Below are 19,999 nucleotides of genomic sequence, written 5' to 3'. Positions count from 1 at the left end.
AGCGCTGCGCCTCTCGAACCGGAGAACGGCCCGAAACCGTAGGAGTGGCGATCAAGCTGCGCTCCACTGGGCCTGACCGTCTTCGTTCCTGAGCGTTTCAATGCGGTAGCCAAGCTGCTTGCCAGCCGCTTCGTCGCCACGGTCCGCACGCCGAATGAAGGAACCGAGTGTGTGTAGGTCACGGATTCCGCAGAGGACCCGAAGGCCAGGCCACCCCCTGATGTCATAGCCGTACCGAAGGCTGAATTCGTCCAGCTCCTCAGTGCTACGACCGAAGCGGATGCCTTGGAATGTGTTCGCCAGGTCGATCTCGCGTGGACCGAATGATGCCTCGTCCCAGTCACCGAGCCTGACCTCTTGGCCGTCCCACAACGTGTTGCCTGGATACGCGTCGGCGTGGAGATGACCGTACCCGAGAGGAAATTCCAGATCCCTGTAGGACTCCAGGAGCTCACCTCGGCGTGCGGTGAGCCATTCACGCTGAGATGACGTCAGGTGGGTGCTGGCGTCCAGCGCAACCTTGAGAGAGGCGAGTGGCTCGTACTCCGGCAGCTCGAGAGGTGGGGACGGCAGATCATGCAGGGATCGCAGCAGGCTCCCCAGGTGCCCGGCCGGCGGGGTGCTCGATGCTGGCTGCGGATAGTGCCGCCAGAACGTGATGACGTACGAGCTCTCCGCTACTGGCTGAGAGACATCCGCTGGTTCTGTCGCGGGGAAGCCGCGCGCGAGGAGCCAGCGTGTCAGAGAAACGGCAGTTTCGAGGCGCTGCCGCTGCGTAGCTGAGCTCACCCGGACCACGATGCCTTCATCCGGCAGCAGGAACACCGACGTGGCGTGGTTATGAAGCGGGGTGAGAGACCGGCCGTCCAATCCTGAAAGCCGGCAGGCAGCGCGGGCGGCGGACTCGGGAGAGACCGTCGTTGTCATGAGGTGAGGGCCTTCGTTCGGGTGTCGATCGCCTGATAGCCGCGTGTCGCGTCTGCAAGCTCGCCGGCAATCCGGCTGCGGGCGAGCCGCGGGTCTTCTAGAAGCCTAGCCACTCCCTGCATAGCGTCGCCGATCTGCCGGATCCGCCTGTTCTCGGGGAGTTCGAGGATGGGCTGGAGCTGCTCGCCAGCTCCCTCGATCTCCCCTGCGGCAATGCGTGCGGTGACGATGTCGAGGCGCGCCAGGGCCTCATCACCGTACGACCGTTGTTCCCTCGGACCCCCCTCATACAGTTCGATCGCTGCGGTAGCGTGCTTCTCGGCCTCGTGGTGGTCACCGAGCAGCGCGTAGGTGCCGCCGATGTAGTACTCCTGCTTGGCCTCTGGGAACGTGAGCAGCCCGCCGAATCGCGTGAGGCCGTCTGAGGCTGTTCGTTGATCGCGTGCACGCTGCAGTTCTTCGAGCGCGGCCAGTGCTGTGCTGCGATCGCCGATGCGTGCGGCAGCCCTGGCTTCGATCGCGGCCGTCCTGATCCGCGTCTCGCCGCTGGGCGCCAGTCCGGTCGCTTGCTTTGTGTAGTCGAGGGCTGTGCGCTGGTGAGTCGACCATTCGGCGATCAGTGCCGCTGTTCCCTTCACCCAAGCACGCAGATCGGTGTGGCCGGCGTGCTCTGCGAATGTCCAGGCCGTCTGGAGTTGGGCCACTGCAGAATCCTGGTCACCAAGGTTCTGTGAGGCGTGTGCGAGGAGCAGGCAACTGGTGCCGCCGAGGAGGAACAATTCGCGGGTCTGGCGCGGCGGCTGATGGCCACTCAACAACGAGAAGATCTGATCTCTCGTGGACAGGAGATCCCTGAAGAGGGGATATAGCGGAGCGTGGACGTAGTCGGTCGCGATTCTCGCGATCCTGGACTCCAGTTCCTCGAGTTCCACATCACTCACGTTGCTCTTGGTGATCTCTTCGGTGAACTGCAGCGATTGTGCGGCAGCCTGTGCAGCCAGGTCGTGCAGGCCGACCGTACGTCCTGTACTCAAAGGATCAATCTTGTGAGTAACTGGCCCTGGCGGTGAAGACGGCGCCGACGTGGAATGCGCGTCGTGTTCACGGAACGGAGGGGGAAGCAGGGCGTGAGGTGTTTCAATGCCACTCAAGAACTTGGCGACCTTGTCCAGGTTCGTTAAGCGACGGGTTCCCGCTTCCAGCATTGACAGGAATCCTTGGCTCAGCCCGGTCATGTGAGCCATGTCGTCTTGACGTAGGCTCGCCCGTGTGCGGATGAGGCGACTTGCCCGACCAAAGTCCCATGCGGCAATGGCGGCTTGGACTTCGACGTCGTGCCAGACAGCGTCTGGCACGCGAGGCCCAGGGTGGACATCGAATCGCCTGTCGCGTGCGCACGCTGCACATCGGTCGTCTTGGTTGTATTGGCTCAGCCGACATCCGCAGTCCGCGCATACGCGAGCGTGCTTCCGCATCGCGCCCCCGTTTCTCGTCTGCGCGCGACAGCGTACGTCGGGGCACTCAAATGCTCCTATCACTCGTGTGATACGGGCAGCTGAGACGTACTGCCGGCGAGCCGCTGTCACTCGTGGTAGACGGTGACTGCGGTGATCACGCTCAGGAGCTGAGAAACGTCTTCGAGGCTGTCGAGTACCACCTCGGCTCCCGCCGACGCTAGTTGGCTAGAGGTGGTCTTGCCGGACGCGATTCCGATTACCGGTGCACCGCCTTCAAGGCCAGTGCGGACGTCCTCGAGGGAGTCCCCGATGATGACGGTGTTGGAGCGGGTGAAGGCCGCCCCGTGCTTCGCCTGAGCGCGTTTCTGGGCGACGGCGACGAGCGCCGGACGGTGCGCATCGTCAGAGGAGTATCCGCCGATCTCCGTGTCGAGGAACCCATCGAGGTGGAACGCCTCGAGCTTCAACAGTGCGTTGGGCCGGAGATTCCCTGTAACAACCGTCGGTACGAGGTTCGCCTGTGCGTGCACCGCTTTCAGGGCAGGCACGGCACCGGGCATGAGGACTCCTTGCTCACGTAGGTCCTCCGCATGTGCTGCGAGACGCTGTGGCAGGAGCTCCACCATGCGAGGGAGCAACTCAGGGACTTCGCGTTCCGGGACGCCGTTGTCGAGAAGCAGGGACCGGATCGCGAGGGGCATGGTTACGCCAGTACCCCGGGCCGGTAGCTGCTCCGCAGGGCGCCCAACGACCTCGGCGAAGGTCTCGCGGTAGACCTGACGGTCGATGTCGCCGACGTACAGCAGAGTGCGGTCGATGTCCCACAATACGAGGACCCGCTGGGTCTCGCTCAATTTCGGCCTCCTGCTCCCGTCACGGTGGCGGCTCGTTCCAGTACCTCCTGAGCGTACGGGGTGTGGATCACCGGTTGGAGCCGGCGAAGCATGACCTGCACATGATCGTTCAGGCGAGCAGACTCGAGCTGTTCGGCGAGATCGAGGGCTTCGTGCGCCGCGGCGCATCCAGCTTCGAGGTCCCCTTGGTCGATGTGGGCGGTAGCAGCACGGGAGAGGAACAGGGCCTTGGTGCGATGGTCGGTCGGGTTGAGAGCTTGACGCGCCTTGGTGAAGCTCGAGACAGCGTTGCCTGGGTCGCCCAAATCGAGGTAACAGCTGCCGGCCTGTCCATGAATCTCGCCCTCGTTGATCCAGTACAGCCACTGAGGATCGCGTTCTGAGCGCCCTTTTGCGCAGAGTTCGGCTGCTCTTCCGAGTGCGGCGAGGGCCGCTTGTCGCTCGCCGAGTTTCGCGTGTCCGCGTGCCTGTCGGGTGAGCAGCATGGCTTCGAGCGCGGGAGTGCCGAGCTTCTTGACCTTCTCACGTGCCCGGTGTGCTGCGGTGACGGCGTGGTGCGGCGCTCCGGTGGAATAGCCGTGGATTGCGATGTAGGACAACGCGCCGGCACCGAGTCGGGCATCTCCCGATGCCTTGGCAGCACGGAGCCCGGCGTACAGATACCCCAGCGTCCGGTCACGCTGGCCGGAGTCGAAGACGAACCAGCCAGTCTGCGTAGCAGTGTCGGCGATGACGGCTGCGAGCTGCCGTCCCGTCGTTTCGTCGTACGACGTGTGTTCCACGAGGTGCGTGAGGAACCGCAAGTGCTTGTCACCCAGCGCTGTGAGGGTTCCGCTGCCGTCGCTTGCATCCATGCTCCGAAGGCTGTCCGTCGTGCGCTGGAGCCCATCGAGCAGACTGCGCGAGAGGCGGCTTCCCCCGGCCGCGCGACGTAGGGGCTCGGCCTCGGCTATGTCCCACTGGTTCACGAAGGCGGTCAGCGCTATGCCGCTTGCGGTGAGGAACTGCCGACGGTCCATCGTGCTGCCTCCTACCGCAGAGTCCAGTGCTGCCACCATACGGGCTGCGGTCCAGGGCAGGGTCGGGTCCGCGTCGCCAGCGAACGGGTCCGAAATTGGTTGCGGCACGTTTGCCCTGGCCTGAGGGACGGGGAGCGGGACGAGTTCGGTGGGCACGCCCAGGCCCGTCAGGAACTCGACAATCTTGTCGATGTTGGTGAGGCGCCGACTGCCCGCCTCCAGCATGGACAGGAATGCCTGACTCAGACCGGTGAGCTGAGCCATGTCCCCTTGCCGGAGCGAACCGCGCAGTCGGATCAGGCGACTGGCCTGGCCGAAGTCCCATGCGGCGAGCGCAGTATGGACATCCGGGTCGGACCAAACATAGTCCGGCACGATAGGGGTGTGTTGTTCGAGGACGCGGGATCGAGCACAGGCGAAGCACAGCGTGTCGGTGTTGTAGCTGCTCAGTTGGCCACCGCACCGGTCACAGCTCCGCATCGGCTGCTGATGCACGTCATGCCTCCCCACAAGTGAGCCCGCGGAACCCCAACTACTCCTGGTGAGCTGGAATCACACAAGTGATATCACCTGCGGAATGTGTGCGCGGGACGTTTTGCCGCCAGTGTTGGGAGCCCCGGAGCGCGGCGCGCAGAGCGGGCCGAAAACTGATCATCGGCCCATCGGCTCGTCGCGCTAACGCGAACCAGTCGCTGATCCTCAACGGAGTCCACTTTGTCCTCCGCACCACGAACAAGGTTGACCTGCGGCCTGTTCCTCTCCCCGCAGGGCACATTTCATGTGCCTCATCGGGCGGGAGCACCGGGCCACTGGATGGTGCACAGTGGCCGTTAGCATCTCCGCCGTTGTGCTCCTGGGCATCCTCGTCTTCATCTTCGTCAAGAAGAGCGGCCTGAATGCGGCGCATGCCATCGTGTGCAGTCTGTTCGGATTCTTCCTGGCGAGCACGTCGATGGCTCCGAGTATCAACCGGTTCGTTACCGGCATTGCAGACATGATCGGTCAGATTCGCTTTTAGGGCGACTCGTGTCACAGCCGGGCGCCCCACCCCGCCGAGTTGGTTGACGCCCCTACATTTTGCGGCCCATTCCCCACAATTCCCCTGAGGCCCCCCTGATGGCAATCACGCTCAACCGGAGACGCACCTCGCATCCTGCTGCCCGCCCTCAGACGAGCAGCCCCGTTCAGCCTTCGGGGCGTGGCCAATCCCGATCCGAGGGCCCGTGATGCGTCTTGTGTATCACCCAGCAGGTCATGACGACGACCTGCGTGTGGCCTTGGAGGAGTTGGAGGCGGGCCGCTGGCGAACAACCAGGAAGCTGCTTCTGGACACTGGCACGCACTGGGCGCTGCGGACGTCGCGCACTCAGGTGCTGGCCGTGGCGGCAGCTCGGTCGGATGTGGTCGGCGTGTGGCTCCACGAGGAGCCCGGCTGCTACGACGCGCAGGTGATGAGTGCTCGCGTATCAGTCGAGCGGGCGCTGCGTGCGCACCGTCAACGGCATCCGGGGACCTTGGAGTTGGAGTTCAGGGCACGACGCGAGGTGTTGCTCGCGGCTCGTCGCGTGCCGCAGGATCCGGTGCCGTGGGTGTGCCTCGTGGCGTTGGCGCAGATTGACACCCGCCAGCTGCGTCATGAGCACCGTGCGGTGCCCACCGAGCCGATGCTGCCGAGCGGTCCGTGGGGGTTGCTGTACGAGGTCAACCAGCGTGATCCGTACAACCGGGAGGCTTATCACCGCGTGCTGCAGTTCATGCTCGCCCTGGACGGACTACAGGCCGCGTCCCTGGCCAGCATCTTCGACTTCGGGCGATGGGTGGCGTCACAGCGGCCCGTTGGGTCGCCGTTGTTGCTGCTGCCGGCGTACGCCCAGGTCGAGCAGCGGCGACGGTCGCAGGCTGATCCTTTGTGGCGGCGCCAGTGGGCGCAAGAGTCGACGCTCGACTACACGCTGAATGCCTTCTACGACTGGTTCCGCAAGGCGCCCGCTCGGGAGCGATCGGTAGCCGATCTGAACCTTCTCGCCTACGCGTTGTGGGCAGGCCACCAGTATGTGGAAGCCGCCGAGGTCTTCGAGGCGATGGGCCCATACGCGGCTCGCGAGCCGTGGGCCTCGGTGCATGACGGGGCCCCAGGGCCGGACCCCGGTACGGCCCTGCTCCTGAGAGCGCGTACGGAGTCACTTTCCTTCGCCCGCACTCATAGACCCCGCACCAGGCCCCATCCGTGACATGGGGCTTGGCATGGACCTGCTCACATTCTCTTCACCTGGACCTTGGAGGTTGCCCATGTCTCGCTTGAGCCCTGGCCATCGCGCAACAGCCCGGAAGCCCGACGACGCGTACTTGCGGGAGCTCGGCTACGAGCCGGTGCTGACCCGACGTATGGGACCGTTCGGGAACTTCGCGATCAGCTTCTCCGTCATCAGCGTCTTGTCCGGCTGCATGACCCTGTATGGGTTCGGTCTGAACACCGGCGGCCCGTCCGTGATGCTGTGGGGCTGGATCGTCGTGGGCGCCATGGTGATGTTCATCGGCGCCGGGCTGGCCGAAGTGACGTCCGCCTATCCGACCTCCGGGGCCTTGTACTACCAGGCGGAACAGCTCGGTGGCAGGAAGTGGGGCTGGTACACGGGCTGGCTCAACCTGTTGGGCCTGCTCGGCGCGATCGCCGGCATCGACTACGGGGCCGCGCTGTTCACGGGCGCGTTCCTGAACCTGCAGTGGGGCTTCGAGCCGACGCCCGGCAAGATCATGGTGATCTTCCTGTGCATCCTCGCCCTGCACCTCACACTGAACCTGTTCGGTGTCCGGCTGGTCAGCATCCTCAACAGCATCAGCGTCTGGTGGCACCTGGCCGGTGTCACTGTGATCGTCGGCGCGTTGGCGATCGTGCCGTCCCACCACCAGTCCACCGACTTCGTGTTCGGTGAGTTCGTCAACAACACCGGTTGGTCCAGCCCGTTGTACGTGGCGGTGCTCGGCCTGTTGTTGGCCCAGTACACGTTCTGCGGCTACGACGCCTCCGCGCATCTGTCGGAGGAGACCACGGACGCCCAGGTGTCCGCCTCCCGAGGGATCATCCACGCGATCGGCTGGTCGTGGCTGGCTGGGTTCGTGCTGCTTGCCGGGCTCACGTTCGCGATCCAGGACTATGCGGGCACCGTGGGCACGGCGACGGGGGTGCCGCCGGCGCAGATCTTCCTCGACGCTTTGGGTGTGGCGGGGGCGAAGGCGTTGCTCCTGGTGGTGATCGTCGCGCAGTTGTGCTGCGGCAACGCCGAGACCGCTGCTGCCAGTCGAATGGTGTTCGCGTTCTCGCGTGACGGTGCGCTGCCGGGCTCGCAACTGTGGCGACAGGTGGACCGCCGTACGGGTACTCCGCGCAAGGCCGTGCTGCTGTCGGTGGTGTGCGCCGCGTTGCTGGCCCTGCCGAGCCTGTACAGCCCGGTCGCGTACGCGGCGATCACCAGCATCAACGTCATCGGCATCACTCCGGCGTACGCGATCCCGATCTTCCTGCGGGTCAAGAACCGGCATCGGTTCAGGCCCGGCCCGTGGAACCTGGGCAGTTGGGGCGTGACCGTGGGCACGATCGCGGTCATCTGGGTGGCGTTCGTGACCGTCCTGTTCTGTCTGCCCCAGACGCGCCCCGACGGTGGCGCCCTCGTGACGGTCGACACGTTCAACTACGCCCCGGTGGCTCTGTTGGTCGTACTCGCGCTGGCGTGGGGGTGGTGGCACAAGCAGGGCAGCACGTACGAGGTGCCGGCCCAGAACTTCGGCCGCTCGGGGAGCACGTACGCGGACGAGGTCGTGTGATGACGGGGACCATGACGGACAACGGCACGCCGGCGCGCCACGCCGTCTCTTCCTCCGCTGCTCCGGGCAGGCGCTCCGAGAAGGCGGTTTCTCCGGCCGACCTGCGCAATATGGTCAAGGCTGGCACGATCGACACGGTGTTGCTCGCGCTGCCCGACCTGCAGGGGCGGCTGAAGGGGAAGCGGTACGACGCGGGCCATTTCCTCAAGCGCGTCATACACAACGGCGCGGAGATGTGCGCGTACACCCTGGCGACCGATGTCGAGATGAGCCCGGCCGATGGCTTCGAGCTGACCTCGTGGGACAGCGGCTATCAGGACCTGACGGTTCGGCCGGATCTGGCGAGTTTGCGCGTGGTGCCGTGGATGCCGCGTACCGCCGTGGTGCTCGGCCACGCCGTGCACGAGTGTGGCACGCCCATCGGGGTCGCACCCCGCCAGATCCTGCACCGGCAACTGGCCCGACTCGCCCGGCACGGCCTGCACCCCAAGGCCGGTATCGAAACCGAGTTCGTCCTCTACCAGGGCACCTACGCCGAGGCCGAACAGAGCGGGTATCACGGGCTGCGGCCGGTGACGACGGAGAACCTGGACTATGCCCTCGACCATGATCCGGTCTCCGACCGGTTCTTCCGCCGCCTGCAACGGGCACTCGCCGGCGCCGGCATGCCCATCGAGGCCATCAAGACCGAGGCCGGCCCCGGCCAGGTCGAGGTGACCTTCCCGTACGGACCGGCGCTGACCGCCTGCGACCAGCACCTGCTCTTCAAGCACGCCGTCCGCACGCTGGGCTCGCGCGCCGGACTGACCCCCACCTTCATGGCCGCCCCCGAGACGGGCCGGGCCAACGGCCTGCACCTGCATGTGTCGCTGTGGTCGAAGTCCATCAGCCAATTCCACGCCCCCGACAACGACCACGAACTGTCCCCGACGGGGCGGCACGCGATCGCGGGTCTCCTGGCCGGCCTGCCGGACCTCGGCCCGTTCTACGCGCCGAACGTCAACTCCTACAAGCGGTTCACACCAGGCTCCTTCGCGCCGACCGTGATGAGTTGGGGCCGCGACAACCGCACCTGCGCCGTCCGCGTCGTCGGCCGCGGGGAGGGGCTTCATCTGGAGATCCGGGTGCCCGGAGCGGACGCCAACCCGTATCTGGCCCTGTCCGCCGTGCTGGCGGCTATCGATCACGGTATCGAGCAGCAGCTGCCCCTCGGCACCGAGGAGACCGGCAACGCCTACCGCGGAAGCGGAACCCTCGTGCCGCCCACCCTCGCCGACGCCTTGGTCGCCTTCCAGGCAAGCACCCTGGCCCAGAACGCGCTCGGCACCGAGGTCGTCGAGCACTACGCCCGTCTCGCCCGCCTGGAACTCGACCACCACGAGCGCCTGGTCACCGACGCCGAACGGCAGCGGTGGCTGGTCAGCGCCTGACGACCACGCCCATCGAGAAGGAAAGGATCCAAGGCTCCCGTGAGTGCACGACCGGCGCGCCCAGCCGCCACGCCCCTCGATCTCACCCCCGCACAGGTTCGGATTGCTCAGAAGGTCGCGGAGGGTAAGAGCACCGGTGCGATCGCCTCCGACCTGACGATCACTGCCGGAACGATCAACGTGCAGATGAAGCACTGCGGTCAGAAGCTCGGGGTCAGCGGCCGGGCGGCCGTCGTCCACGCCTGCTACGTCACGGGGCAGCTCAAACGCCCCGAGAAGGCTGCCTTCCCGGCGACCTTCTCGGAGGCCGAGATTGAGACGTGGCAGATGATTGCCGCCGGTGCGACCTCGAAGGACTACGCCGACCGGGCCCGCATCAGCCGCGACGAAGCCCTGAAGCGGATCAAGGCGCTCCGAGAGCGCGTCCGGGCGGACAACGACCCGCACCTGGTGACGCTCGGCTGGACGTACGAGGTCCTCGACGAGTCCCTCGTCGAGATGTTCTCCGGCACGATCCTCCGCGCCCCGGCACAGCTATGACCAGCTCGCGCGGCATTGTCAGTGCCCTCTGGCACACTCCCCACCCGCACGCAAATACTCAGAGCGCCCAGTCCCTCACAATGCGCAATTCGGCTGGGTGGCTTGGTCAACGGAAGGCGCACCAGACGTGACCGATATGCCCAGTGCACTCCACCAGCTGGTGGGATCGGTGACCGACACATACACCGTCATTGCCGAGCACCCCCGGCCCGGCAACAACAGGCCATCCCTCTGGGAGATCGACGGGCTCCACGGCGCGCGGTGGTTCGCCAAACAGCACGCAGGTGCGAAGCTGCACCGGCGCGAGGTCGACGCGTACCGGAAGTGGACGGTCTGCCTGACCGCCGACCGCGCGCCCGAACTGATCGCTGCCGACACACAGACGCGCTCCGTCCTGGTCACCGCAGTGTCCGGACGGAGCCTGGACACGCTGCGACTGCCAGCCGAGCAGGAACGCAAGGCGTACGAGCAGGCCGGTGAACTCCTGGCCCGGCATCACGCTGCAGCAACGGACGAGCCGGCCACGGACGCGGCCGAAGAGACCTGGGACGCGACCGCTGCGAAGCTGCTGGATGGTGCCGCGTCCTACGTACCGGAACACGACATCGCGATGGTGCGGGCGCTAGCCATGGAAGCTCCGCCGCGTCTGCCGCAGGTGGCAGCACACGGCGACTACATGCCCAAGAACTGGATGTGGGACGAGACCGAGCAACGGCTTCGGATCATCGACTTCGAGCGGGCCGAACTCCAGCCCGCTGCCCGCCGGGATTTCAGCCGCCTGCGCTACCGGGTCCTGCTACAACGCCCCGATCTCGATGCCGCCTTTCACCACGGGTACGGCCGCCGACTCACCGACGACGAACTGGCGGCATGTCGTGCCTACGGGGCTCTGGACGCGCTCGACTCGCTGTCCTGGGGGATCCAGCACCGCGACATCGGGCTCGTCGACGAGGCCCACACCATGCTGGAGAACCTGCGCCGAGAGAACCGCGCGCGTATGTGGGGCGGGTGGGGTGCGTGAACGCCTTTGCCGGAACCTCCTCCTATTACCGGCGCTTCCGCCCCGGCATCCCAGCTGGCCTCGCTGCGCTTCTCGCCCATGAGACGCCCGCGAGCACTCCGAGGCGCCTGCTCGATGTCGGCACCGGCCCAGGGCTCGTTGCCCTTGCGCTCGCGCCGTACTTCGACGAGGTGATCGCTGTCGACTCCGACCCGGCGATGTGCGCCGAGGCCGATGCTGTACTCCGTCCCGCGCTCTCAGCCGGTCACCGGTTGCAGATCAGGCATGCGCTTGCGGAGGACTTCGAACCGCCGGCGGGATGGCAGCCGCGCCTCGTGACGTGTGGCCGTGTCTTTCACTGGCTCGATCAACGCCGCTTCCTCAACCGACTGGCCGAGTACGTCGCGCCCGACGGTGTGCTGGCGGTGTTCAGCGACCGCAGTCTGTGGACCGCCGACAGCGCCTGGCAACAGGCCGTCCGCGCCGTCGTCCAGGTGTTCCTCGGCGAGCAGCGGCGCGCCGGGGACGGCTTCTTCGGCTCGGATGGGCCGCCGTATGAGGAGGTACTGCGTGCTTCCGCCTTCTGCGAGGTCACCACCGTGGCCATCCCCGTGCGCCGCAAGTGGAACATCGACGAGGTCATCGGCTACCTGTACTCGACGTCGTTCGCGGCCCCGCACCTGTTCGGCAACCGCCGCGAGGCATTCGAGGCTGCTGTCGCCGACGCCCTCACGCCTTTCCTCGACAGCGGGTTCCTCGTGGAGGACAACGCGTTCACCGTCCTCACCGCACGGCGTCCCTCCTCCAGAGGCCGGTGAGGGGGATGAGCGATGCGGACTGGAACTCGTCCGTGGCAGCTGACGTACTGGAGGAGCGGTATGGGCTGGTTGCGCTCGTGGTTGAGCCGGTGCCCATGGGCACCGACACGATCAACCGGCGGGTCCTGACCGAGGACGGACTACGGCTGTTCGTCAAGGAGTACCGGCCCAGTGCGGACGTGGAGGCGGCTCGCACCGCCTGGGACATGTCGGAGTACTGCCGGGCCGCGGGCCTTCCCATCCCGCGTGTCTGGGACGACAAGGATGGCAACCTGGTCACAATCGCGGAGGGAAGCGCGTGGGCCGTGGTCGACGAGGCGCCCGGCCGCGTGACCACCACGGCGATGACGGTGCCGCTCGCTGAAAGTATCGGCGCGGTGATGGGGCGAATGCACCGCGTTCTGGCTGCCTACCCGCTGCCGAAGCACGTGCAACAGTCCCGCTGGCGGACCGGCAGGGTCGAGGACGCAGTCGCCAAGTGCGACACCGTGATGGCCACGGCGCTGCGGCAGGAGCAAGAAAGCCTTGAGCAGCTCCGGGCCGACCTCGATCAGCGGCGGAAGGACCTGAAGGACCACGTGCCCCGGTTGCGCAAGCACCTGCCGGGCACGTTGGTGGAGCAGGCGCTGCACGCTGACCTCTCCCGCACCAACTTGATCGTCCTCGCTGATGTCGTCACCGGTGTCATCGACTTCCGGGGGGCAACCGGCATGCCGGCCTGGGAGCTGGGCCGGGCCGCGTTCGATCCGCGCACCCTGGCCAGCAGCCCGGAATGGGACGCCTGCGCACTGGCCATGGTGGGCGCCTACCACGCAGAGAACCCCAGCCTCCCTCTCGAGGAAATCCGAGCCTGCGCCCGGATCGCATTGCTGTACATGCTGTTCAGCTTCTACGGCGCCACGACTGCCGAATACGGGCTTCCGCCCGAAGCGGAAGCCGACCTGAAGCGGCACTGGAACGAGCGGCAGACCGCCATCCGCCGCTTGCTGAACAGCCTTTCCGACCTCGATGACGGGTTCGCCAGCCTCCCCACGGGCGGAGGCCGCTCGTGACAAACCCACCGCGCATCGGCCCACAGGTCAACCCTCTCGGACCTCACCCACTGCGGGATGACGCCAATCGCTCGATGAACGTTCCCCACCTGCCGCCCACAGGCGAACCCGGACTCCATCCGCTTTCCGACATCCAGTTCGGCGTGACCCACCTTGCCCTCGAACCCGTCGAGCGCGGCCACCGCACCCCGGCCCGCCTCTACCAGCTCGCCCGCTCCTGACCCTCACGCCACCAACCGCCGAAGGAGACAGCCCGTTGGCCTACACCGAACAAAAGGAATGGGACGAGCACTACGCCGGAGGGCAGGGCTTCCGGCAGCTCGGGGAGAGTGAGCAGAGGCTGCTGGCCGAGCATGTTCCCGCCCCCGCCGAAGACGGCCGCGCTCTCGACCTCGGCTGCGGTCTGGGGGACCTGGCCGCCTACCTGGCGTCGCTGGGCTACACGGTCGACGCGGTGGACTGGTCCGAGAGCGCCCTCGCCGGCGCCCGCGACCAGGGGTCCGGAGTGCAGTGGCTGAACCTTGACATCGAACACGGCGACCTCGAGCCGCTCCGCGAGGGCGGCTACGACCTGATCACGCTCCGGCTGATGTATGCATTCCTGAGCGACCGCACCCGCGTCATGCACGAACTCAGCTGCCGGCTGCGCGAGGGTGGCGCGATCGTCGTCACCACCCCGCTCGCCGCGAACACTCCCGCAGACAGGCAGGACATCGCCCTGGACGAGGAGGAGATCAGCCTGCTGGCCAGCGGATGGGAACAGTTCCAGCGATTCAATGCGGACGGGTTGGCCGTGCTCATCCTGCGCGGCCCACGCCAGGAACACGCCAAACTTGCAGAGATAGAACGGCCCACCACGCATGCGGTGACCGGTGCCTGCGCGGTGGTCACCGACGGCAACGGCCGAGTCCTGCTGGGCCGCTCCACCAGCAACATGTGGGAGCTGCCCAGCGGACGCACCGACGCCTCGGAACCGTTCGAGGAGGCAGCGGTGAGGGAACTGGCCGAGGAGACCGGCCTGATCGCCGACCGGGCCAACGCCCACGTGCTGACGATGCTCTGGGACGATAGCCACGGCGTCCCCCGCCTGACCGCCGTGGTTCGCCTCACCGCCTTCTCCGGCTCCCTCACCTGCCGTGAGCCCACCAAGTTCTCACGGTGGGAGTGGCACCCTCTGTACCTCCTGGCCCACGTCGACCGGATCTTCGCCCCGTCGGCTCACGCCCTCAACGCGGTCTGGCCCGGCGTCATCCCCGGCCTGTCACCGGTACACGACTATCCGCACGCCACCAGCCAGCTGCCCGTGCCCGGCGAGTCGGCCGAAGCCGTCCGGCTGCGCCAGAAGATGGCCGAGACGGTCATCGCCGGCGGATGGGCCCCGTCCGAGCCGGTCCAACAGGCGCTGCGCACGGTGCCGCGCCACCGCTTCGTCCCGGAGAAGGACCTCAAGACCGCATACGACGGCACCGACCGGGCCGTCATCACCCGGCGCGACGAGACCGGGCAGGCGACCAGTTCGGTGTCCGCAGCCTGGCTCCAGGCCGACATGATCGAGAGCCTATGCCTGAAGCCGGGGGCGAGCGTGTTCGAGGCGGGCTCCGGCGGCTACAACGCCGAACTGATCGCCCACGTCACCGGCCCCACGGGACGGGTCGTGACCGGCGACATCGACCCGTACGTCGTGCGCCGGACCCACCGATTCCTCGCGGAAGTCGGCAGCGGACGTGTCACCGTCTTCCAGGGCGACGCGGCCCTCGGCGCACCCCCCAGTCTCGTGCCCCGGGGCGGATTCGACGGAAGCATGATCACGTACAACGTGTGGGATATCGCCTCGGCCTGGCGAGAACAGCTTGCCGAGGGCGGGCACCTGGTCCTGCCGCTCGAGATCCATGGCTACACCAGGGCCATCACGTTCGAGCGTCGCGGTGATGCTTTGCACGCCCGGAAGTTCACGCACTGCGGATTCGTCCGCGCCCAGGGCGAGCATGCCCGCAGCACCCCAGTCCTCGACCTCCTCGGTGGTGAACTGCAGCTCCGTTTTGAAGACGGCGACGCTGCCCCCACGGAGGGAGTGGAGGAGGCGTTGCGCGGGCAGCGGCACGAGGTCGCCACGGGGGTGACCATGGGCAGCGGCTTCTACTTCGGCTCGCTTCAGCTCTACGCGGCCACGACCGTGCCGGGCTTCTGTCGGTTGGCCGTCCTCCAGGAGCCGACGGCCGGGGTCACCCAGATCGCGAAGGGCAGGGACGCGCCGGCGATCCTCGGCGACGCCTCGCTGGCCTACCTCACCCACGTCCAGACCCGTCACGGAGACAGCCCGGCCGAGAGGGAGTGGGAGTGGGTCGTCCACGGCTTCGGCGAGCGGGGCACGCAGCTCGCGGAGCAGCTGGTGGAGACGGTGAGGGCCTGGGACCGTTACGTGCGCAGCGATGACGGCAAGGGAGGCGACCCGATTCTGACTGTCCATCCGGCCGGCACGTCCGACCGCCTGCTGCCCGCCGGGGACGTCTTGGACAAGCGTGACTGCCGCTTGGTGTTCCAGTGGTCGGGCCGTAACGGACTTGCCCCGGCCCCCGTTGAGGGCACCGAAGAAGTCGCCGCGACCGTGGAGGAGGCAGGGTCGTCTGGCTGAAGGGGGCCGCTCGGCGGCGGGAAGTGCGCCCTTGTCTCGATGTCCACTCGCTCGGAGTCCGGGGCCGGAGCCCGCCTCTCGATTTCCGTAGCTAGTTGCTCGACCACTGTCCGTGTCCAGGCGCACTTCGGCCGTACTGTCCAGCATCTCGGACGCCAGGCGCCGATGGCATGAGACAGTCAGCCGCGCGCCCGGAACACATCTCGCCTGGCGCCGCACCAGCGTTCGTCAGCGCATCGCGCTGAATACAACAGCGGCGGCCAGCCCTCCAAGCAGGGCGCCGACAACCGTCTGGGCGGGGGTATGGTCGCGGAGCGCGACGCGGGACCAGCCGATTGCCGCGATGCCGAGTACCAGCGGTGCCATGCTTGCGCCGTAGGCGAGGAGCAGGATCACGACCACTCCGCCGGCAACGGCGGTGTGGACCGAGACCTTCCACCAGACGGTCACCATCATGGTTGTGATGAGGCCGACGAGCATGGCGACGACCAGGGCGAAGACCTCGCGGGGTGCCTGGAGCGCGACGAGCAGCGAGATGCCGATCAGTACCGACGCCATCGTGGCGAGGAGAGGTACGGCGCGCTGCTCGCGGACTCGCACGTGCTTGTCGGTCCAGTGGCCGCGCTTCACCCCGAGCATGATGACGGCGAACGGAATGCCACCGCAGAACAGGGCAGCCAGTAGGCCCCAGCCGAGCCCTGTGACGCTGCTCGTGCTGTGCCAGCCGATGATCAGCAGTATCGCAACGACGAGGTTGGCCGGCGCGAGGGTGTCGGTGATGAGGCGGGCCATGCGGGACTCGGTCACTGTGTCGTCTCCAGCGTTCGGGCGTGGTCGAGCTTGGCGGCGAATGCACGGGTGAGGTCGGAGTCGTAGGCCCTGGCAAGTTGTTTGAGCGCGTGGATCTCGCTGGGCAGATCTCGGCCGCCGCTGGCGGGGGGAAGCGGCTCGCCGGACGAGGGCTCGTTGTGCTGCCGGGCTTGTTGGGCGCCGATGATCCAGCAGGCTTCGCCTGCGATGTCGGCTTGGGCACCGATGAGGCCGGAGGCCGCGACGTGGGCGCGGGCCCGGTCGCGCAGCGCGCTGGGGGCGTGTTCGCTGAGGGTTAGCACGGCGTCTCGGATCTCGATGGTGCGGCGGTACAGCCGGTCGTGAACGTGACGGGGCCGGAGAATCTCGGAGGCCCATCGCCTGGGCGGGTCGAGACGAACGTCGGGTACGGCGTCCGTGAGGCTGAGCCAGAGCGGGTACAGCTGCAGCAGGTCGCGGTATTCACGGCTCCAGCGGCGCAGTCGGCCGGCGGCGGGCAGCGTGCTACCGATCACGATGAAGAGCAGCGCGCTGAAGAGCAACAGACCGCTGATCGCTTCAGTCGTGCCGGCCGAAAGGGGGCTCTGCCCCAGAAAACGCAGGACCACGGCGGCCACGCGGTGCATGGCGTAGACCATGCCGATGGTCGTTCCGATGCCCGTGAGGCGCAGGCCACGGCCGAGGAGGCCGGTGCCGGGCTGCCGGCCCCAGCGCCAGCACAGCCGGGAGGCGCTGAACAGCGCCGCCCCGAGGTACGCCGTCCACACCCCTCCATAGGCAGCGATGCGCCAGTCGGTGGCGTACTCGGTCAGCAGATCGACCGCTTCGTGCGGCTGCGGAGTGGCCATGAACAGCACCGTGATGATGGCTGCCGCAGTGGTCGGGACCACTAGGTGGAGGCGGGAGGACTTAAGGCCGGCTGTCTTCTCCTCGGCCATGTTGTGGACGAAGGTCAGCACTGAGTGCGCCGCGACGATGCCGCTGAGGTGCTTGCCGAGAGAGCTCAAGTTGTTGACGCCGAGTTCAGCGTCCATGGGGGCGGCGATGGAGGACAGCCTGAGCGTCATGGCGACAGCCAGGGCGAGGAAGGCGCTCCACAAGACGCGTTTGCTCGGCTTACGCCATGCGGCCGGGGTACGCCACGCGGTGACCAGCCACAGCAGGACCGCACAAAGCGTGTCGATCATTCCAGGGCACTCTTACGAGTCGCTGAGCGCGTCGCCCAGGCGCCGCAGGACACTGCTGCGGGGCGTCTTGCTGGTCCGGGAGGTGGCGGCTTTGCCTGCGATCAGCCCTGCGAGACGCTCGGCGTCCCGTTCGTCCTCGGTGCCATAGCTGGTCCTAGTGAGGAGACTGACCACTGTGTCTGGGTCGATGTCGGGGAACAAACCGCCGCCGTCTGTCTGGACGCCGTCGAGGATCGAGCGGTGGCCCAGGAGCATGTGACCGATCTCGTGCAGGATGATGTGGTCTTGGTGCAGCGGGCTTGTCGCCGCCTCGTGGAAGATGTGGTCGGCCTTCTCGGTGGCGATCCATACTCCGCAGGGGGCATCGCTGCCGGAGATGCCGGGGACACTGTGCAGGTGGAGCGGGCGACCGCGCTGCGCCGCGATTCGGTCACAGAAAACCTGCACGTCAAATGGGTCCGGGATGTCGATCGAGGCGAGCACGTCCCCGATGTCCGGGCGGTCTTGACGTCCGTCGCCCGAGAGGTGGACAGGCCGAGCTGGCGGGCGAGGCGGGCGACCGGGACGAGGTACCACTCGGTCCAGGTGAACACCCCAGCCAGGTCGTAGCGTTCGGCGAGGGCCCGGCCGGCGGCGGACAGCGCCGCCTGGTCGGTGGGGTCGGGCACGACCAGGCAGTCCCGGATGAACGGCACCTCCCACGAGGGTTCCTCGCTGGTGATCAGGACGACGTCATAGGCGGCGGCCACGGACTCGAGGCAGTAGCCGCGATACGCCTCGGCTTCCATGTCGGCCGCGGCCACGACCAGGGCGACAGGACGGTCGGACAAGAAGGTGCTCCTCGAAGAATCAGGGGTGAGTCAGAAAAAAGGGGGGCGCAGGACTGGTGGGTCACGGGCTGCGCCGACGACGGACTTCGATGGCGGAGGCCCACTCCGGGTGTGCGGCGAGCAATCGCCGTGCGTAGAGCGCGGTGTAGTTGTTGTTGAGGCCCTTCACACCGTGCGGGTGGCGCCAGCGCAGGGCCTCGAACAGCGCCTTCATGCCGACCCGCGTCGCGCCGGCGGCGAGGCGCGCGGCGACGAGCTGCTCCAGGGCCCGGTACACCCAAGGGTGTTGGGAGTCGAAGGCGTGGAACTGCTCGGTGATCGTCGGCCGCACACCCTGGTGCGGCAGATCGAGGCCGGGCAATCCGGCTTGCGTGATGGTGGACATAAGTAATGAGGGCTCCTCTCGTACCGGGAGGGTCAGGCCGACGACGGCGGCAGCGTGCGAAGGCGGGCGAGGGCGACCGCGAGGCCGAGGGCCTGCAGGACGGCGGCGACGGTGATGGCGTGTCCGAGCTGGGCGGGTGGCACGGCCGCGACGAGCAGGCCGGCGGCGGGGAAGGGCAGCAGGAGCAGCAGGACCGTCACGGCGAGGGTGCTGCCGAACACCTCGGGCGGGATCAGGCGGGAGCGCAGGGTGCGAAAGACGACCGTGAGGCTTCCTTCGCCGGCCATCACGACGGCGATCAGCACCAGGTAGCCGCGGTAGGTGTCGGCCTGGGCGACGGCAAACGTCGCTGTGGCTGTGACGGCGGCGGCCACGGCGCCGACCGGCCACAGGCCCCAGCGGTCGATCGCGTTGCGGGAGGCAGTGATGGCGAGCAGGGAGGCCATGGCTGCGGCGGACCAGATGAGTCCGGCATCCGCGCTGGAGTGGTTCAGCTCGGTGACGACGACGACCGGAACGGCGGCCTGTAGGAGGGCGAGGGCTGCGTTGGAGGCGACCAGGCCGCCCACCAGCCAGGCGAGGGCTGGCAGCGAACCCAGCGTCTCCCAGCCCGCCCTGAGCCCTCGCTGCGCAGAAGCCACGTCGGCCGGCGAAGTTTGTACGCGGGGGCCGAGCGCCGCGGCGAGGAGGGAGAAGCTCGCGAGCGTGGTGAGCATGACGGTCGGTCCGCCATGATCCAGAATCAGGCCGGAGACCGCCGGCCCGGCCAGCGTGGCGGTCTGGTCGATCCCCAGCAGGACGGCCTGCACCCGGTGCGCCCGGGCGCCGGCCTTCCGGCTCGCCTCGGCGCCGGCCGTTTCAGCCGCCACGAAACTGAACTCGGTGAGCACACCGGTGGACGCGGCGAGCAGCATCACCGTGACCGTCGCGCCAGGTGTTCGGGCCTCGAGGACCGTGAGCATGACGGCGGCGGCGAGCACGAGCAGGGCCCGCGCCAGGCAGGCAGCACGGAAGGTGCGGGCCGTGCCGTAGCGGTCGACGAGGGTGCCGGCCACCGTGAACGCCCCGATACGCGGAATCCACTCCAGCGCGAAGGCGAGGCCGGTCAGGACCGCCGACTGGGTGGTGGCCAGGACGAGCAGGGGGATGCCGTAGGTGGTCATGGCGAAGGCGGCGGCATCCGCCCCGCGCGGCAGATAGATCCAGCGGCCGAGGCCCGCGGTGGAATGCACCGCG

The 19,999-nt window shown here is 67.4% G+C and carries 19 protein-coding genes and 1 pseudogene; 10 read left to right on the top strand and 10 right to left on the bottom strand.

From position 1 onward, the window contains the following. Positions 1 to 51 precede the first annotated feature (51 nt). From ACIQU3_RS19310 to ACIQU3_RS19295, 4 genes are all read right to left on the bottom strand, one after another. Positions 52 to 927 (bottom strand): phosphotransferase family protein, encoded by an 876-nt coding sequence (locus ACIQU3_RS19310; protein WP_403926589.1) that lies wholly within the window; start codon positions 925 to 927, stop codon positions 52 to 54. After that, entirely contained in the window at positions 924 to 2,162 is a 1,239-nt protein-coding gene (locus ACIQU3_RS19305) for an XRE family transcriptional regulator (protein WP_403926586.1), read from the bottom strand. The genes ACIQU3_RS19310 and ACIQU3_RS19305 overlap by 4 nt, the downstream gene beginning before the upstream one ends. 347 nt (positions 2,163 to 2,509) lie before the next feature. After that, entirely contained in the window at positions 2,510 to 3,238 is a 729-nt protein-coding gene (locus ACIQU3_RS19300; protein ID WP_403926583.1) for an HAD family hydrolase, read from the bottom strand. Next, the gene (locus ACIQU3_RS19295) at positions 3,235 to 4,752 is read right to left on the bottom strand and encodes a helix-turn-helix domain-containing protein (RefSeq protein ID WP_403926580.1); all 1,518 of its coding nucleotides are present in this window, start codon (positions 4,750 to 4,752) and stop codon (positions 3,235 to 3,237) included. Before ACIQU3_RS19295 ends, ACIQU3_RS19300 begins: the two co-directional genes overlap by 4 nt. A gap of 328 nt (positions 4,753 to 5,080) precedes the next feature. On the opposite strand from ACIQU3_RS19295, the gene ACIQU3_RS19290 reads away from it, so the two are divergent. The 10 genes from ACIQU3_RS19290 (at position 5,081) to fxlM (ending at position 15,551) form a co-directional block, all read left to right on the top strand. Then, on the top strand, positions 5,081 to 5,275 hold the full coding sequence (locus tag ACIQU3_RS19290; RefSeq protein ID WP_168104060.1) for a hypothetical protein: 195 nt from the start codon (positions 5,081 to 5,083) through the stop codon (positions 5,273 to 5,275). A gap of 208 nt (positions 5,276 to 5,483) precedes the next feature. Continuing rightward, positions 5,484 to 6,488, top strand: coding sequence for a hypothetical protein (locus ACIQU3_RS19285; protein ID WP_403926764.1), 1,005 nt, complete (start codon positions 5,484 to 5,486; stop codon positions 6,486 to 6,488). Positions 6,489 to 6,546: 58 nt separating this feature from the next. After that, on the top strand, positions 6,547 to 8,079 hold the full coding sequence (locus ACIQU3_RS19280) for an amino acid permease (RefSeq protein ID WP_403926576.1): 1,533 nt from the start codon (positions 6,547 to 6,549) through the stop codon (positions 8,077 to 8,079). Then, entirely contained in the window at positions 8,079 to 9,509 is a 1,431-nt protein-coding gene (locus ACIQU3_RS19275; protein WP_403926573.1) for a glutamine synthetase family protein, read from the top strand. Before ACIQU3_RS19280 ends, ACIQU3_RS19275 begins: the two co-directional genes overlap by 1 nt. Positions 9,510 to 9,548: 39 nt before the next feature. After that, positions 9,549 to 10,049 carry a LuxR C-terminal-related transcriptional regulator gene (locus tag ACIQU3_RS19270; RefSeq protein ID WP_403926570.1) on the top strand — a complete coding sequence of 167 codons (501 nt, stop codon included), beginning with the start codon at positions 9,549 to 9,551 and terminating at the stop codon, positions 10,047 to 10,049. A gap of 169 nt (positions 10,050 to 10,218) precedes the next feature. After that, a complete protein-coding gene (locus tag ACIQU3_RS19265) occupies positions 10,219 to 11,070 on the top strand; it encodes an aminoglycoside phosphotransferase family protein (RefSeq protein WP_403926567.1) in 852 nt (283 codons plus the stop codon). After that, positions 11,067 to 11,867: a class I SAM-dependent methyltransferase gene (locus ACIQU3_RS19260; protein WP_403926564.1), complete on the top strand. Its 801-nt coding sequence runs from the start codon at positions 11,067 to 11,069 to the stop codon at positions 11,865 to 11,867. Before ACIQU3_RS19265 ends, ACIQU3_RS19260 begins: the two co-directional genes overlap by 4 nt. A gap of 5 nt (positions 11,868 to 11,872) precedes the next feature. After that, a complete protein-coding gene (locus tag ACIQU3_RS19255) occupies positions 11,873 to 12,919 on the top strand; it encodes a phosphotransferase enzyme family protein (RefSeq protein ID WP_403926561.1) in 1,047 nt (348 codons plus the stop codon). Between the two features lie 74 nt (positions 12,920 to 12,993). Beyond that, positions 12,994 to 13,140 carry a hypothetical protein gene (locus ACIQU3_RS19250; RefSeq protein WP_403926559.1) on the top strand — a complete coding sequence of 49 codons (147 nt, stop codon included), beginning with the start codon at positions 12,994 to 12,996 and terminating at the stop codon, positions 13,138 to 13,140. 35 nt (positions 13,141 to 13,175) lie between these two features. Next, a complete protein-coding gene (gene fxlM / locus ACIQU3_RS19245) occupies positions 13,176 to 15,551 on the top strand; it encodes a methyltransferase, FxLD system (protein WP_403926556.1) in 2,376 nt (791 codons plus the stop codon). A 228-nt stretch (positions 15,552 to 15,779) separates the two neighbouring features. Here the strand turns inward: fxlM and ACIQU3_RS19240 are convergent, their stop codons facing one another. From ACIQU3_RS19240 to ACIQU3_RS19215, 6 genes and pseudogenes are all read right to left on the bottom strand, one after another. After that, positions 15,780 to 16,343 (bottom strand): phosphatase PAP2 family protein, encoded by a 564-nt coding sequence (locus ACIQU3_RS19240; protein WP_168104067.1) that lies wholly within the window; start codon positions 16,341 to 16,343, stop codon positions 15,780 to 15,782. An 11-nt stretch (positions 16,344 to 16,354) separates the two neighbouring features. Beyond that, positions 16,355 to 17,548 (bottom strand): MAB_1171c family putative transporter, encoded by a 1,194-nt coding sequence (locus ACIQU3_RS19235; RefSeq protein WP_403926552.1) that lies wholly within the window; start codon positions 17,546 to 17,548, stop codon positions 16,355 to 16,357. 12 nt (positions 17,549 to 17,560) lie between these two features. Beyond that, entirely contained in the window at positions 17,561 to 18,031 is a 471-nt protein-coding gene (locus ACIQU3_RS19230) for a hypothetical protein (protein ID WP_206320799.1), read from the bottom strand. Further along, positions 18,031 to 18,336 (bottom strand): annotated as a pseudogene (locus ACIQU3_RS19225) (carboxylase); the annotation flags it as partial. The pseudogene ACIQU3_RS19225 and the gene ACIQU3_RS19230, both read right to left, overlap by 1 nt. 103 nt (positions 18,337 to 18,439) lie before the next feature. Further along, complete coding sequence (locus tag ACIQU3_RS19220; protein WP_403926549.1) at positions 18,440 to 18,763, bottom strand: hypothetical protein; 324 nt, start codon at positions 18,761 to 18,763, stop codon at positions 18,440 to 18,442. Positions 18,764 to 18,795: 32 nt separating this feature from the next. Next, positions 18,796 to 19,926 carry an MFS transporter gene (locus tag ACIQU3_RS19215; protein WP_403926761.1) on the bottom strand — a complete coding sequence of 377 codons (1,131 nt, stop codon included), beginning with the start codon at positions 19,924 to 19,926 and terminating at the stop codon, positions 18,796 to 18,798. Between the last annotated feature and the right edge of the window lie 73 nt (positions 19,927 to 19,999).

Source organism: Streptomyces sp. NPDC101110 (assembly GCF_044759525.1).
Lineage (GTDB): Bacteria > Actinomycetota > Actinomycetes > Streptomycetales > Streptomycetaceae > Streptomyces.
Note: the sequence above shows the minus strand (reverse complement) of the source record. Positions and strands in the feature narration are given on the sequence as shown.

Excerpts from the sequence above, each read along its gene's own strand:
- ACIQU3_RS19310 (WP_403926589.1), bottom strand. The coding sequence starts at position 927 with ATGACAACGACGGTCTCTCCCGAGTCCGCCGCCCGCGCTGCCTGCCGG.
- ACIQU3_RS19305 (WP_403926586.1), bottom strand. The coding sequence starts at position 2,162 with ATGACCGGGCTGAGCCAAGGATTCCTGTCAATGCTGGAAGCGGGAACC.
- ACIQU3_RS19285 (WP_403926764.1), top strand. The coding sequence starts at position 5,484 with ATGCGTCTTGTGTATCACCCAGCAGGTCATGACGACGACCTGCGTGTG.
- ACIQU3_RS19280 (WP_403926576.1), top strand. The coding sequence starts at position 6,547 with ATGTCTCGCTTGAGCCCTGGCCATCGCGCAACAGCCCGGAAGCCCGAC.
- ACIQU3_RS19275 (WP_403926573.1), top strand. The coding sequence starts at position 8,079 with ATGACGGGGACCATGACGGACAACGGCACGCCGGCGCGCCACGCCGTC.
- ACIQU3_RS19255 (WP_403926561.1), top strand. The coding sequence starts at position 11,873 with ATGAGCGATGCGGACTGGAACTCGTCCGTGGCAGCTGACGTACTGGAG.
- ACIQU3_RS19250 (WP_403926559.1), top strand. The coding sequence starts at position 12,994 with ATGAACGTTCCCCACCTGCCGCCCACAGGCGAACCCGGACTCCATCCG.
- ACIQU3_RS19240 (WP_168104067.1), bottom strand. The coding sequence starts at position 16,343 with ATGGCCCGCCTCATCACCGACACCCTCGCGCCGGCCAACCTCGTCGTT.
- ACIQU3_RS19235 (WP_403926552.1), bottom strand. The coding sequence starts at position 17,548 with ATGATCGACACGCTTTGTGCGGTCCTGCTGTGGCTGGTCACCGCGTGG.
- ACIQU3_RS19220 (WP_403926549.1), bottom strand. The coding sequence starts at position 18,763 with ATGTCCACCATCACGCAAGCCGGATTGCCCGGCCTCGATCTGCCGCAC.
- ACIQU3_RS19215 (WP_403926761.1), bottom strand. The coding sequence starts at position 19,926 with ATGACCACCTACGGCATCCCCCTGCTCGTCCTGGCCACCACCCAGTCG.